Here is a 15,100-nt window from a genome sequence, read left to right on the forward strand (position 1 = left end):
AAAATAATGACTCTTTACACGTTGTCTAATTCCAAATACTGAACTACTGTTCTGCTTCATATAATTCTGCTTCACAATGTTCTTATAAGAAGAATTTAAAAAGTTTGAAGGTTTGATAATCAAGTCTTCTTTTTGACTAGGCAATGGTTCGACATTTTCTGATGATAAAACTAATTCCATGATATAAATATTTTAATTGGTTATACTATTATGACGCCTAACAAGATAAAATGTTACAACAAACCATTTTGTAACTGTCTAAAAATCAAAACAAAAATCCAAAAACACCTATAAATAGTAAAGGAATTTTAAAAAGTAAAAAAAAGAATAATTACCTATTTCTCCAGAAGAATGGCGTAAATAAAACCAGAACTGTAAACAATTCTAAACGACCAATAAGCATTAAAAAAGAAGACCACCATTTTGCTAAAGGTGGCAATGTTGCATAATTATTTACTGGCCCAAAATCGCCCAATGCAGGTCCAACATTTCCTAAACTTGAGGCTGACAATCCAATTGCAGATACAAAATCTAATTCAAACATTGAAAATACCAAAGCGCCAATAATAAAAGAGAGCATATATAAAATAAAAAATGCTAAAACATTAAATACAATATCACCAGAAATGGACTTTGTATTATAGCGTACAGGCAAAATAGCATTCGGATGTAAAGAACGTTTAAACTCTAAAAAACCATTCTTTATTAATATTAAATGTCTAACCACTTTAACACCACCCGATGTACTTCCTGCAGAACCACCTAGAAACATTAAACCGAAAAAGAAAACCATTAGAAATGGCGTCCACATGGTATAATCGGCTGTTATAAAACCTGTTGTTGTAACAATGGCTAGCACTTGAAAAAGCCCATGTCTAAAAGCACTTTCGCCTTCTCCCCAAACCATAGGATGATCCACCGAAGACGCAGAAACATCTGCTCTAAAATAAATAATTAAAGCCGCTATTATAGTAAAAATGGCAATAAACTTAAAGTAAAGTTTAAACTCTTCATCTCCAATTATTTTTTGAACTTTCCCTTTAAAAGCAAAATAGCTTAAAACAAAATTTGTTCCAGCTAAAAACATAAACACTATAATAATATACTGTATTATTGGTTGTCCATTCCAGTGCGCGATGCTTTCATTTTTTGTAGAAAATCCTCCAGTAGACAAAGTACAAAGTGCGTGATTTATAGCATCGAAAAAAGACATGCCTGCCACTTGAAGTAAAACCGTTTCTGCTGCGGTATACCCAAAGTAAATAAGCCAAAGACGTTTAGCCGTATCTGTTATTCTAGGATGCAATTTATCTGCGCTAGGACCTGGTGCTTCAGCAGCAAACAACTGCATACCACCAATACCCAACAAAGGCAATATAGCTATAGCTAGCACAATAATACCCATTCCTCCTATCCAATGTGTTAAACTACGCCAGAACAGAATACCTTTAGGAACAACTTCAATATCATTTAAAATTGATGCGCCAGTTGTAGTATAACCAGACATTGTTTCGAAAAAGGCATTTGTGAAACTTGGAATACTTTGTGTAAAAACATAAGGTAAGGTTCCCGATAATGCCATAATTATCCAACCAAAAGCAACAACAATGTAGCCTTCCCGCTTATTCATTTCTTTAACATGCTTTCTAGTAAATACCATTGATAAAACACCAACGAACAAGGTTATAAGAGATGCAGATAATAATTGCTGTGTCACTCCATCTTTATAAATGAAGCTTACTAAAGTAGACAATAGCATGAACGCTCCATTAAACAAAACAAGTAATCCTAAAAAATGAAAGATTATTTTATAATTAAGTTTCATGCACTAAAGGAATAATTTTTCAACGCCCTTTATAGAACGAAGAAGACTACATACTACTACACGATCGCCTTCTTGAATTTTAAAATCACCAAGAGCTATTAATCCAATCCCATCTCTAATGACTCCTCCAATAATAGCAGATCTTGGAAAATCAATATTTTTTATGACTTTGTTACAAATAGCAGACGTCGCCTTAACTTCAAACTCCAACAACTCAGCATTCATATTGCTAAGTTTGGTCATAGCCACTACCTCGCCTTTTCGTATATATCTAAAAATATTATTTGCTGCTAATAGTTTTTTATTAATAAGGGTGTCTATACCTATTGAATGTGATAATTCGAAATAATCCATATTTTCCACTAGTGCAATGGATTTTTTAACACCTTTTGACTTGGCAACCAAACAAGACATGATATTAGTTTCAGAATTGTCACCAACTGCAATAAATGCATCCATATCACTAATACTTTCTTCATCTAAAATATCAACATCACGTCCATCACTATTTATCACAAGCACATTTGGTAAATTATCTGCAATTTCAAAAGCACGCTCTTTACTTTGCTCTAAAAGTTTCACTTTAAAACCTTTATCACTCAGATCTCTTGCAGTTTTATAACCAATTTCAGTGCCTCCAAGAATCATGACATTTTTAATTTCCCTATTTATTTTCCCGGTAAGTTTACATAATTCTTCTCCACCACCTTCCGAAGTAATAAAAACCACATTATCTCCTTTTTTAAAAATCGTATCTCCACGTGGTATCAAAGTGAACTGTGTTCCTGCTCTTTGGATGGCTATAGGAACAAAATGTAATTCTGGAAATATTTCTGCGGCCTCTTTTACGGTTCTGCCAACGAATTGAGCTTCTTTAGACAATGTTAATCCCGCCATAGTTAAAGCGCCTTCTTCGAACTCATAATTATCATTAAATGAAGATTGCTTTAAAGACAACTCAATTTCTGAAGCTGCCAATGCTTCTGGTGAAATTAATTCATCAATCCCGAATTTTGTGAAACCAACTTCATCCTTATGATTGATAAACTCGGTATTTGAAATTCTGGCTATCGTGCGCTTAGCTCCTAGTTGTTTGGCTAATACACAAACCGTAATATTTATGGTTTCTGACGAAGTAACCCCAATAACTAAATCGCTAGATGCAACACGCGATTCTTTTAAAATGGCAATTGAAGTAGCATCGCCTTTTATAACTTTGATATCTAAATGATTATCGGCATAAGCTAGACAGTCCTTATCTGTATCTATTAAAGTAATCTCTTGAGACTCGAAAGACAGTAATTTTGCCAAATGAAACCCTACTTCACCAGCTCCAGCAATAATTATTTTCATTATTTAATTATCATAAAAAAGAGTAGCAAATATACTATAAAATACACACTGCGACATTAATTTGATACAATATAATATTTGCACACATGTTCTTTAATCCTTTAATAAAAGTTTATATTTTCCTCTAAAGTGTTGATTTTATATTTTTGATTCGGATAACAAATTCAATATATTTTGGCTTTACTTGATATGATAAAGTAAAAATATATTGAGTATGTTTGCATCAAAATTTACAGATTTGTCAAAAGTAAAACCCTATAAAAATAGCGACTTAGGTAAAAAAGAACAGGTCACTAAAATGTTCGATACTATATCGGGAGACTACGATGGTTTAAACCGGGTTATTTCATTCGGTATTGATATTAAATGGCGAAAAAAAGTGGTTAAACTAGTTAAAGCTAATAACCCTAAAACTGTCTTAGATATTGCTACTGGAACTGGTGATTTGGCCATTAACCTTGCAGAAACTAATGCCGAAAAAATTATTGGTTTAGATATTAGTAACGGTATGTTAGAGATTGGAAAGCAAAAAATTAAAAAGAAAAACTTAGAATCTAAAATAGAGATGGTTTTGGGTGATTCTGAAAACATGCCTTTTGAAGATAATACCTTTGATGCGATAACTGTAGCCTTTGGAATTAGAAACTTTGAAACTTTAGAAAAAGGTTTGAAAGAGATTCTACGCGTATTGAAGCCAGACGGAACTTTTGTTATTTTAGAAACTTCAATGCCAGATAAAACACCTTTTAAACAAGGGTATAATTTTTACACAAAAAACATATTACCTTTAATAGGGCGTATGTTCTCAAAAGACCGAAGTGCTTATAAGTATTTATGTGAATCAGCGTCAGTTTTTCCATATGGTGAGGCTTTAAACAATATTTTACACAAAATTGGGTTTATAAATGTTAAAGATTTTCCGCAAACCTTTGGAGTTGCGACAATCTATACATCATCTAAACAATAATATGAGGAAGGTTTTCATTTTAATATCATTATTTTTTGTAATTCAACAAGCTAATGCACAATTATTTACGAAGAAGAAAGTGACGTATGATGCGAACCAAGGCAAGCGTACTACAGATAATGATTTATTAAGATGGGGTTATTTTCTTGGTATAAACAATTATGATTTCAACTTTGACTACAATAACGACTTGCGTGATGTTTATGTGAAACGCAGCCCAGGATTTAGTGTTGGATTAATTGGAAATTTACGAGTTAATGAGTTTATTGATGTACGCCTTGAACCAGGATTAATTATTACTACTAGAGAGTTACATTACAGTCCGAGTTATTTCCAAGGTGTTGGTTTTTCTGAATCCGATTTGATACGCGAAGTAAAGTCGACATATATTCATATTCCTTTATTGCTTAAATTTTCTACGAAACGTATTAATAATTTTAAACCCTTTATTGTTGGTGGTTTTTCTACAGCTTTAAATTTATCGAGTAATGAGAACAACCCAAATGACAATAATAATGGACAGTTTAGAACCACAAAAAACAACCTGTTCTACGAATTAGGGTTTGGAATAGATTTCTACTTTTATAATTTTAAATTCTCGCCTTCTATTCGGGGTGTTTTTGGCATAAATGATGAATTAGTAAGAGACGAAGACCCAAATAGTCCTTGGACTAGTAATATTGCTAGTATGAAAACGAGAGGCGTTTTTGTAAACCTAACGTTTCAGTAGAAAAACTTACTTATTAAAAATAAAGCGATATTAACTGTTTACTGCCACTGGCAACTGGGACACAAATTACCTTCTAAATTCACTCAATAAAATAGCAGTTGCTGAAGCCACGTTTAAGCTTTCGGTTTCTTGAATGTCTCCAAATTGAGGAATGGAAACTTTTTTAGTAATTAAACTTTCAATAGCACTTGAAATGCCATGAGCTTCGTTTCCCATTACTAAAATTCCATTGCTTGGCAATTCTGAAGTATATACATTTTCACCCTGCATATATGCACCATAAACAGGTAAATTTGATTTTTTAAAAAAATACTCGAGTTCAACATAGCTAATGTTAACTCGGGCAATAGATCCCATTGTGGCTTGAATTACTTTTGGGTTATAACAATCTACTGTTTCCTTACTGCAAACCAAATCTTTTACACCAAACCAATCGCAAAGCCTTATTATAGTTCCCAAATTCCCTGGATCTCGAACAGCATCAAGCGCCACAATTAATCCGTTTTCTTCAATCGATTTTGACTGAGGAATTTTAAAAACTGCCAAAGCTTTATTTGGTGTGGTAAAAAAACTCATTCGTTTTAATTCGCTTTCTGTAATTAAAATTCCTCCTTTGGCATCAAAATTGAGTGATTCTGTCGTATATAAACTGTGTAATTCTAAGTCTGAATGTAATAATTCGGATATCGTTTTAACACCCTCAACAACAAAAAGTCCTTGTTGCTGTCTAAATTTTTTTTGCTTTAGACTACCTATTAATTTTATTTGACTTTTTGAAAGCATTAGAACATAATTTTATTTTATAAAGAAAATGAAAAAATTGCTGAGTTTACTAACAAGAATATAAGATTCTTATAAATATTTTTTTCAATTCAAATAATGTATTTTTGAAATCAAGAATACAAACTTTTTAAATCGTCAAAAACTAAACTCAATTTTCAATTTATACTTGAATTAATTTCATATTTATTTGAAACAACAACTCTTTAAAATATTAATTCTTGCTGTACTTGCATCATATCTTTCATCTTGTGATGCCGTGAAAAGAGTTTCAGAAAACGAATATTTGCTTACTGATAATAAAGTTATTGTAAATGGCAAAAAGGAAAGTTCAGAAACGATTAACAACCTACTTTATCAAAATCCGAACAGAAAAATTTTAGGCGTACCGTTGCGTTTGCATATTTATAACTCAGCGCGCCCAAATATTGATTCGACGTTACAAGCACAGATATACGATAATGAGGAAAAAGTAGCCCGTAAAACAAAATTATTATCTCGCAAGCAACTTGATAAAGACGTTGAGACTCGAAAAGGCTTCAACTCTTGGTTAAAAAAAACAGGTGAAGCCCCCGTAATTGTAAGTGCTAAAAAAACTGGAAAATCCATCAAACGTTTTAGAGATTATTATTTTAACAACGGTTGGTTTGATGTGGATGCCACATTTTACATTAATAAAGACGAAAACAAACGCGCTAATATTGACTATTACATAACAACAGGCAAGGGGTTTTTAATTGATTCCATTTCTAAAAAAATAACTTCCCCATTGGTTGAATTATTATATGAAGCCAGCGAAAAAAAGTCGCTTATTAAAGTTGGCGAACAATATAGGACTCAAAATTTTGAACAAGAACGCGAACGAATCTCTAATGAATTAAGAAATTCTGGTTTGTATCACTTTAACCAAGACTATGTTACTTTCGAAATCGATACTATTGGAACCAATAAGAATGTTAATGTTGGTGTTCAAATTCAGAATCGAGCTATTAGAACTCCAGACTCACTTTTAAGAATCCCGTTTAAAATTTTTAAAGTTGATAAAGTTAATATTATTACAGACGATGCTTTTGTAAACAGAAACAAGCCTTTTAAAGATTCTATAACCTACGAGAATTATAACCTCTATAGTTACGGAGACATGCGTTACAAGCCCAAAGCGCTAACCGATGCTATTTTTATTACCCCAAATACTGTTTTTAAAGACATTGACAGAACACGTTCTTATAGATATTTGAGCGAACTACGGACTTTTAAGTATCCAGACATTAAGTATATAGAAGAAACGGATTCTACTCTAACAGCCAATATCTTCCTGTCGCCTTTAAAGAAGTTTAGTTTAGGGTTTAGAGCTGAAGTGTCACAAAGCAACATTCAATCGGTGGGGTTTGGTTTAAACCCGAGTCTCTTAATACGTAACATTTTTAAAGGGGCCGAAACATTTGAAATTTCTGGAATTGCCTCGGTTGGTTCATCAAAAGATAAAAATGACGAAAACGACCCCTTTTTTGATATTAATGAAATTGGTGTTGATTTAAAACTTACCATACCTAGAATTTTTTCGCCATTTAATACAGAAAAAATAATTCCTAAGTACATGTCTCCTAGTACCAGGATAAGTTTATCTACAACAAATCAAACAAATATTGGACTCGATAAACAAACCTTTAGCGGTAGCTTTAATTACAAATGGTCACCTTCAGAAAGAATAACGAATAACTTAGACCTTTTTAATGTACAATATGTTAGAAATTTGAATGCTGAAAATTATTTCAGGGTCTATGAAACTTCATTTAACTCACTCAACCAAATTGCACAAGATGTAAATTTTATTGATCCATCGTCAAGTTTAAATATTCCAGATGAAGCTAATACCTTTATAGAATACGCCCTGGCTAATCCTACCCCGAATGAAATTTCAAGCAATCAACTTCTTACTATTAACAGTATAGATGAAAGAAAAGGCAGGCTAACCGAAAACAACCTTATTTTTTCATCAAGTTTTGGTTTAACAAAGGATGGAAGAACCAATTTAATTGATGAAGATTTTTCGATTTTTCGTTTTAAACTCGAATTAGCAGGTAATTTACTCGCCAATACTTCTAAATTATTAGGGTTACAAAAAGATAGTGATGATCGCTATGAAATATTTAATGTAGCATTCTCTCAATATGTAAAAACCGAATTCGATTATATAAAACATTGGGACTTGGGCAAAAAGAATGTATTGGCTATGCGTAGTTATTTTGGCATTGCTCTTCCATACGGTAACTCTACAAACATTCCCTTTTCAAAAAGTTTTTTCGCTGGTGGCGCTAATGATAATCGTGCTTGGACTGCCTATAGTTTAGGTCCCGGTAGTTCTGAAACATCGAATGAATTTAATGAAGCCAACTTAAAAATTGCATTAGGTTTAGAACAGCGCTTTAATGTTTTCGAAAATCTAAATGGTGCTGTTTTTATAGATGCTGGTAATATTTGGAATGCTTTGGATGACGTTGATGATGATCGAGCTACATTCACCAATTTCAATTCTTTAGAAGATATTGCAGTCGGCTCTGGTTTTGGTTTACGATATGACTTTAGCTTCTTCGTATTTCGTTTTGATGTAGGATTCAAGACTTACGACCCTTCATATCGCGATAAAAACAGATGGTTTAATGATTATAATTTTGCTAATGCAGTTTATAATATAGGAATCAACTATCCTTTTTAATTACAGAAATAGGCATTTATACTTTTCTTAAAATCCAATTTCTTTTTAATTTTTAAATTAAATTATTCTTAAAAAACTATAACGTTTTAGTACCGCATTACTCTTTTCAAGTTACAAAACCACAGTTATTTATTTAAAATTTGATTACTTTTGTTGCTCATTAATTTAGAAATCATATTAAAGAAAAAATGGGACACAATATTAAACCAGGCGTAGCTACAGGACAAGAAGTTCAAGCTATTTTCAACCATGCAAAAGCTAACAACTATGCGCTTCCTGCTGTTAATGTTATCGGTTCAGATACTATTAACGGTGTATTAGAAACTGCAAGAGACTTAAATGCTCCTGTAATTATTCAATTTTCTAACGGTGGTGCTCAATTTAATGCTGGTAAAGGCTTAAACAACGATGGACAAAAAGCAGCGATTGCTGGTGCTGTAGCAGGTGCAAAACATGTACATACCTTAGCAGAAGCTTATGGTGTTCCAGTTATATTACATACAGACCACTGTGCAAAAAAATTATTGCCTTGGATAGATGGTTTATTAGACGCGAGTGAAACACATTACGCTGAAACCGGTAAATCATTGTTTAGTTCACATATGATTGACCTTTCTGAAGAGCCAATTGAAGAAAATATCGAAATCTGTAAAACCTATTTAAAGCGTATGAGCAAAATGGGTATGACATTAGAAATTGAACTTGGTATTACAGGTGGTGAAGAAGATGGTGTTGACAATACAGATGTTGATGATTCTAAATTATACACACAACCAGAAGAAGTAGCTTATGCTTACGAAGAGCTTAGTAAAGTAAGTCCTCAATTTACAATTGCTGCTGCATTTGGAAATGTGCATGGCGTTTACAAACCAGGAAATGTAAAATTAACTCCAAAAATTCTAAAGAATTCGCAGGAACATATTTCAGAAAAATATGGTGTTGAACATAATCACATCGATTTTGTATTCCATGGTGGTTCTGGCTCAACTGTAGAAGAAATTCGTGAAGGTATTAGTTATGGTGTTATTAAAATGAATATCGACACAGATTTACAATATGCTTTTATGAGTGGTATTCGTGACTATATGGGCGCTAAATCTGAGTATTTAAAAGCTCAAATAGGTAACCCAGATGGTGATGATTCTCCAAACAAAAAATATTACGATCCAAGAGTTTGGTTACGTGAAGGTGAAAAAACTTTCGTAGCCAGACTAAAAAAGGCTTTCCAAGATTTGAATAATGTAAACACTTTATAAATTAAAGTAAATTTACTACAAGCATTAAATATTTAAAGACTCTGTTTAAAACAGAGTCTTTTTTTTACCCATCTGTAAAACAATTAGTTACACACTTTCGGTTAATAAAATCAATTGGGTACTACTCCTAAATTAAAAAAAGGCTTAATTTTGCATTCAGCCAGTTTTAATTGATTGGTTAAATCCTTAACGTTAATATTGAAAGGAATAAGTCTTCAATATTTTTAAAATCATAAATCTCTATGTCTTGGTTTAAAAGAAAAGATAAAGGAATACAAACGTCTACCGAAGAAAAAAAAGATATCCCTAAAGGTCTTTGGTATAAATCTCCTACTGGTAAAATAATAGACACAAAAGAACTCGAACAAAATTTTTATGTAAGTCCAGAGGACGGTTACCATGTTAGGATTGGTAGTAAAGAATATTTCGAGATTTTATTTGATGATAATAAATTTAAAGAATTAGATGCCAATTTAGAATCTAAAGATCCATTAAAATTTGTTGATACCAAAAAATATCCCGATCGCTTAAAGGCAGCACAAGAGAAAACGAATCTTAAAGACGCCGTTCGTTCGGCAGTTGGAAAATCTAAAGGAAAAGAATTAGTAATTGCCTGTATGGATTTTGCATTTATTGGAGGTTCTATGGGTAGTGTTGTAGGCGAAAAAATTGCCAGAGCAGCAGATTATGCCTTAAAAAATAATCTTCCTTTTATGATTATATCAAAATCTGGCGGTGCTAGAATGATGGAAGCAGCTTTATCGCTCATGCAATTAGCTAAAACATCTGTTAAATTAGCACAGCTAGCAGATGCTGGAATACCATACATTTCGTTATGTACAGATCCTACTACAGGAGGCACAACTGCTTCTTTTGCCATGTTAGGCGATATAAATATTGCAGAACCAGGAGCGTTAATAGGTTTTGCAGGACCTAGAATAGTTAGAGACACAACAGGTAAAGAATTGCCAGAAGGTTTCCAAACATCAGAATTCTTATTAGAACATGGATTCTTAGATTTTATTACTCTTCGTAAAGAACTAAAAAATAAAGTAAATCAATATTTAGATTTGATTTTAAATCAACCTTTAAGAGCCTAAAAAAGAGCGGCTAATTAGTCGCTCTTTTCTTTTTATTATATCCTCTTTCAAATCATTAAAAATTCTTATATTTGCCGCTCGAAAGAAAGGCTTTCGTGTACATAACAATCATTTACAATAATATTAGCATGTATTTATCAAAAGAAGAAAAAGCAGAAATGTTTGCAAAACACGGTAAAGGTAAAACTGATACTGGTTCTGCAGAAGGACAAATTGCGTTATTTACGCAACGAATTAATCACTTAACAGAACACTTAAAAAATAATCGTAAAGATTATAACACAGAGCGTTCTTTAGTGAAATTAGTAGGTAAGAGAAGAAGCTTACTTGATTACTTAACTAAGAAAGATGTCTTAAGATATCGTGCCATAGTTAAAGAATTAGGATTAAGAAAATAATTTATAAAAAAGAGGCTTTCATTAGCCTCTTTTTTGTTTTTCCTTCAGGATTGTAGTCCTTTGACTGCGCTCTAGATAAACTAAATATTTTTTATGTAAGTTCGAGTGTTTTGTGAAATATGAGCAAAATATAACGAGAACAAATAAAAAGGATATAGCGAAAAGCCCAAAATAATATAACTCGAGCGTAAGAGTATAAATTACGCAATAGAAGAAGCTATTTATAGTTTTTCATTGGTCACACAACAACTACACACAACACAACGACCATTGTTTAACATAATTTGAGCATGATTGTGCTTGAATTACAAGAAAAAATTTATGATTCCAAAAGTTTTTAGAGAGGTCATTGACCTAGGAGACGGTAGAGAAATTTCTATCGAAACCGGAAAATTAGCAAAGCAAGCGCATGGTAGCGTTGTTGTTCAATCTGGAAAATGTATGTTATTATGTACAGTTGTTTCCAATTACAGACAAAGTCCAGTGGACTTTTTACCACTTACAGTAGATTACAGAGAGAAATTTGCTGCTGCAGGTCGTTACCCAGGTGGTTTCTTTAAAAGAGAAGCAAGACCTAGTGACGGTGAAGTTTTAACGATGCGTTTAGTAGACCGTGTTTTACGTCCACTATTCCCAAAAGATTATCATTCTGAAACTCAGGTGATGATTCAATTAATGTCTCATGATGATGATGTTATGCCAGATGCTATGGCAGGTTTAGCAGCTTCGGCAGCTATTCAATTATCAGATTTCCCATTTGAATGCGCTATCTCTGAAGCTAGAGTAGGTCGTGTAAATGGCGAATTCGTTATCAACCCAACTAGAGCACAATTAGAAGAATCTGACATCGACATGATGATTGGTGCTTCTGCTGATTCTGTAATGATGGTTGAAGGTGAAATGGATGAGATTTCTGAAGAAGAAATGGCTGATGCTATTAAATTTGCTCACGAAGCTATTAAAGTACAATGTGCTGCTCAAGTAAAATTAGCGGAAGCATTTGGAAAGAAAGATGTTCGTGAATATGAAGGTGAAAGAGAAGAAGAAGATTTAGCTAAGAAAATTCATGACATGGCTTATGATAAAGTTTATGCTATTGCAAAAGCTGGATCATCTAAGCATGAAAGAAGTGCTGCTTTTTCTGAAATAAAAGAAGAAATAAAAGCTACTTTTTCTGAAGAAGAACTAGAAGACTTTGGCGATTTAGTATCTAAATATTACTCTAAAGCTGAGAAAGCTGCTATTAGAGATTTAACCTTAAACGAAGGTTTACGTTTAGATGGGCGACAAACTGACGAAATTAGACCAATTTGGTGTGAGGTAGATTATTTACCTTCTACGCATGGTTCGGCAATTTTTACACGTGGAGAAACTCAAGCATTAGCAACAGTTACTTTAGGTACTTCTAGAGATGCAAACCAACTAGATATGCCGTCTTACGAAGGTGAAGAGCGTTTCTATTTACACTACAACTTCCCTCCTTTTTGTACTGGAGAAGCTAGACCTATTCGTGGAACATCTCGTAGAGAGGTAGGACATGGTAACTTAGCACAACGTGCTTTAAAAGGTATGGTTCCTGAAGATTGTCCATATACAGTAAGAATAGTTTCTGAAGTTTTAGAGTCTAACGGTTCATCTTCTATGGCAACTGTTTGTTCTGGTACTATGGCGCTTATGGATGCTGGTGTACAAATGACGAAACCTGTTTCTGGTATCGCTATGGGATTAATTTCTGATGCTGAGTCTGGAAAATATGCTGTGTTATCTGATATTTTAGGTGATGAAGATCATTTAGGAGATATGGATTTTAAAGTAACTGGTACTGCAGATGGTATTACGGCTTGCCAAATGGATATTAAAGTAAAAGGTTTATCATACGAGATTTTAGTGAATGCACTAAAACAAGCGCGTGATGGACGTTTACACATCTTAGAGAAATTGACTGAAACAATTGCTACTCCAAATGCAGATGTTAAAGATCATGCGCCTACAATGGTAACAAGACGTGTTCCTAACGAATTTATAGGCGCTTTAATTGGCCCTGGTGGAAAAGTAATTCAGGAAATGCAAAAAGAAACTGAGACGACTATCGTTATTAACGAAGATCCAGTAACTGAAGAAGGTATTGTTGAAATATTAGGTGTTGGCAAAAAAGGTATTGATGCTGTAATGGCAAAAATTGATGCTATATTATTTAAACCAACTGTTGGTAGCGTTTACGAAGTCAAAGTTATTAAAATGCTTGATTTTGGTGCTGTTGTAGAATATATGGACGCTCCAGGAAACGAGGTTTTATTACACGTAAGTGAATTGGCTTGGGAACGCACTGAAAATGTAAGTGACGTTGTAAATATGGGTGACGTTTTTGATGTGAAGTATTTTGGTGTAGATCCAAGAACACGCAAAGAAAAAGTATCTCGTAAAGCTATTTTACCTAAACCAGAAGGTTATGTTGCAAGACCGCCAAGAGACAGCTCTAGAGACAGTCGTGGGGGACGTGATAACAGAGGTAGAGACAATCGTGGACGCGATAACCGCAGAGACGATAGAAAACCAAGAGAAGATAAGAAAGAAGATTAATTCTTTCTAAATAATAATTTATTAAAGCCTGTTTCTCTCGATACCTATCGGGATTGAAACAGGTTTTTTATTTACATTTGTAAATAAAATAGTACTTTAATATTTCTTTTCATGGTTATAACACTCTTACCTTTATTTCATAAAAACCAACATGTAATTTCCATAAGTTTTGAGTTTAATCTTACTGTTAAAAACTACATTAGCTCTATTGAAGGTGTGAATTGGAGTAAAACACATAAAACGTTTTATATAGAGAACACCTTTTCAAATAAACAAATGTTATACAACATACTAAGACGTAAAAATTGGTATGTAAATTATAGTGCCATAACATCACAAAAAAATAAGACACAGAAAATTAAAGGCGAAATTCCAAACATTAAACTTCCTACTTTATTAGAAGTTAAACAAAAAGAATTAGAAAAGTTTAAAAAATGGATGCTGCAAAAACGCCTAAGTATCAATACAGTAAACACCTATTTTGAAGTAACGTCATTCTTTTTAAGGTATGCACAACTTAAACAAAAACCTATAACCGTAAGATTAGTTGAACAGTTTAATTATGATTTTATTGTAAAACCTAACAAATCTATTTCTTATCAAAATCAATGTATTAATGGTATTAAAAAATATTTAGATTATATAGAGGTTTCGCTCTCAAATTTTACAATTGAACGCCCAAAGAAGCCCAAAAAATTACCTGAAGTATTAAGTGATTTTGAAGTTAAAAACGTGCTAGATAGCATTACAAATTTAAAACATAAAACCCTACTCTCCCTTATTTATTCGGCAGGTTTACGTATTGGAGAAGCATTGCAGTTGCGTGTAACAGACATTGATAGTAAACGTATGCTAATACACATAAAATCTGGCAAAGGCAAAAAAGATAGATACACACTTCTTTCTCCAAAATTTTTAGAATTACTGCGCTTATATTACAAAACTTATAAACCAAAAGATTATTTATTTGAGGGACAATCTGGGAATTTATATAGTACATCAAGTGCTCAGAACATTTTAAAAAAAGCGGCAAATAAAGCCAACATTACCAAACCTGTTACGCTACACACCTTACGTCATAGTTTTGCCACTCATTTACTTGAAAATGGAACAGATATTAGATACATACAATCTTTATTAGGCCATAACAGCACAAAAACCACAATGATTTATACTCACGTAAGTCAAACTAGCATTAGAAACATAAAAAATCCTTTTGATAATTTATAAAATAGCATTACATTTATTTATATGAATTTTTCTACAAAAATAAAATTAAATATACTCAATCAAAACAATCAAAACTTCAGCATAGTTATCCAATATAGCATAATATACTGAACAAACATACGCATATAAACAAGTTGGCATTAATAAAAAAAGAATAACTTTATG

11 protein-coding genes are annotated in these 15,100 nt (G+C 32.6%); 8 read left to right on the forward strand and 3 right to left on the reverse strand.

Annotation, left to right across the window (positions count from 1 at the left end; all coding sequences use genetic code 11):
• Positions 1 to 331: 331 nt before the first annotated feature.
• A complete protein-coding gene (locus tag AC2D6V_RS01385; RefSeq protein ID WP_484646249.1) occupies positions 332 to 1,825 on the reverse strand; it encodes a TrkH family potassium uptake protein in 1,494 nt (497 codons plus the stop codon).
• Positions 1,826 to 1,828: 3 nt separating this feature from the next.
• Positions 1,829 to 3,178 carry a Trk system potassium transporter TrkA gene (trkA, locus tag AC2D6V_RS01390; protein ID WP_484646250.1) on the reverse strand — a complete coding sequence of 450 codons (1,350 nt, stop codon included), beginning with the start codon at positions 3,176 to 3,178 and terminating at the stop codon, positions 1,829 to 1,831.
• A 238-nt stretch (positions 3,179 to 3,416) separates the two neighbouring features.
• On the opposite strand from trkA, the gene ubiE reads away from it, so the two are divergent.
• On the forward strand, positions 3,417 to 4,145 hold the full coding sequence (gene ubiE / locus AC2D6V_RS01395; RefSeq protein WP_484647499.1) for a bifunctional demethylmenaquinone methyltransferase/2-methoxy-6-polyprenyl-1,4-benzoquinol methylase UbiE: 729 nt from the start codon (positions 3,417 to 3,419) through the stop codon (positions 4,143 to 4,145).
• A 1-nt stretch (position 4,146) separates the two neighbouring features.
• Entirely contained in the window at positions 4,147 to 4,875 is a 729-nt protein-coding gene (porT, locus tag AC2D6V_RS01400; protein ID WP_484646251.1) for a type IX secretion/gliding motility protein PorT/SprT, read from the forward strand.
• A 66-nt stretch (positions 4,876 to 4,941) separates the two neighbouring features.
• Here the strand turns inward: porT and AC2D6V_RS01405 are convergent, their stop codons facing one another.
• Complete coding sequence (locus AC2D6V_RS01405) at positions 4,942 to 5,658, reverse strand: TrmH family RNA methyltransferase (protein ID WP_484646252.1); 717 nt, start codon at positions 5,656 to 5,658, stop codon at positions 4,942 to 4,944.
• 187 nt (positions 5,659 to 5,845) lie between these two features.
• On the opposite strand from AC2D6V_RS01405, the gene tamL reads away from it, so the two are divergent.
• The 6 genes from tamL to AC2D6V_RS01435 all read left to right on the forward strand — a co-directional run bounded on the left by tamL (position 5,846) and on the right by AC2D6V_RS01435 (position 14,935).
• On the forward strand, positions 5,846 to 8,371 hold the full coding sequence (gene tamL / locus AC2D6V_RS01410) for a translocation and assembly module lipoprotein TamL (RefSeq protein ID WP_484646253.1): 2,526 nt from the start codon (positions 5,846 to 5,848) through the stop codon (positions 8,369 to 8,371).
• 188 nt (positions 8,372 to 8,559) lie between these two features.
• A complete protein-coding gene (fbaA, locus tag AC2D6V_RS01415; protein ID WP_484646254.1) occupies positions 8,560 to 9,627 on the forward strand; it encodes a class II fructose-bisphosphate aldolase in 1,068 nt (355 codons plus the stop codon).
• 242 nt (positions 9,628 to 9,869) lie between these two features.
• Entirely contained in the window at positions 9,870 to 10,727 is an 858-nt protein-coding gene (gene accD, locus AC2D6V_RS01420; protein WP_484646255.1) for an acetyl-CoA carboxylase, carboxyltransferase subunit beta, read from the forward strand.
• Between the two features lie 128 nt (positions 10,728 to 10,855).
• A complete protein-coding gene (rpsO, locus tag AC2D6V_RS01425; protein WP_484647500.1) occupies positions 10,856 to 11,125 on the forward strand; it encodes a 30S ribosomal protein S15 in 270 nt (89 codons plus the stop codon).
• Between the two features lie 321 nt (positions 11,126 to 11,446).
• Complete coding sequence (locus AC2D6V_RS01430) at positions 11,447 to 13,705, forward strand: polyribonucleotide nucleotidyltransferase (RefSeq protein WP_484646256.1); 2,259 nt, start codon at positions 11,447 to 11,449, stop codon at positions 13,703 to 13,705.
• Between the two features lie 111 nt (positions 13,706 to 13,816).
• On the forward strand, positions 13,817 to 14,935 hold the full coding sequence (locus tag AC2D6V_RS01435; RefSeq protein ID WP_484646257.1) for a tyrosine-type recombinase/integrase: 1,119 nt from the start codon (positions 13,817 to 13,819) through the stop codon (positions 14,933 to 14,935).
• Positions 14,936 to 15,100: the final 165 nt, after the last annotated feature.

Source organism: Algibacter sp. YIN40, assembly GCF_057219435.1.

Coding starts and splice junctions, on each gene's coding strand:
- AC2D6V_RS01385 (WP_484646249.1), bottom strand. CDS start 1,825: ATGAAACTTAATTATAAAATAATCTTTCATTTTTTAGGATTACTTGTT.
- AC2D6V_RS01435 (WP_484646257.1), top strand. CDS start 13,817: ATGGTTATAACACTCTTACCTTTATTTCATAAAAACCAACATGTAATT.
- accD (WP_484646255.1), top strand. CDS start 9,870: ATGTCTTGGTTTAAAAGAAAAGATAAAGGAATACAAACGTCTACCGAA.
- rpsO (WP_484647500.1), top strand. CDS start 10,856: ATGTATTTATCAAAAGAAGAAAAAGCAGAAATGTTTGCAAAACACGGT.
- trkA (WP_484646250.1), bottom strand. CDS start 3,178: ATGAAAATAATTATTGCTGGAGCTGGTGAAGTAGGGTTTCATTTGGCA.
- fbaA (WP_484646254.1), top strand. CDS start 8,560: ATGGGACACAATATTAAACCAGGCGTAGCTACAGGACAAGAAGTTCAA.
- AC2D6V_RS01405 (WP_484646252.1), bottom strand. CDS start 5,658: ATGCTTTCAAAAAGTCAAATAAAATTAATAGGTAGTCTAAAGCAAAAA.
- porT (WP_484646251.1), top strand. CDS start 4,147: ATGAGGAAGGTTTTCATTTTAATATCATTATTTTTTGTAATTCAACAA.
- AC2D6V_RS01430 (WP_484646256.1), top strand. CDS start 11,447: ATGATTCCAAAAGTTTTTAGAGAGGTCATTGACCTAGGAGACGGTAGA.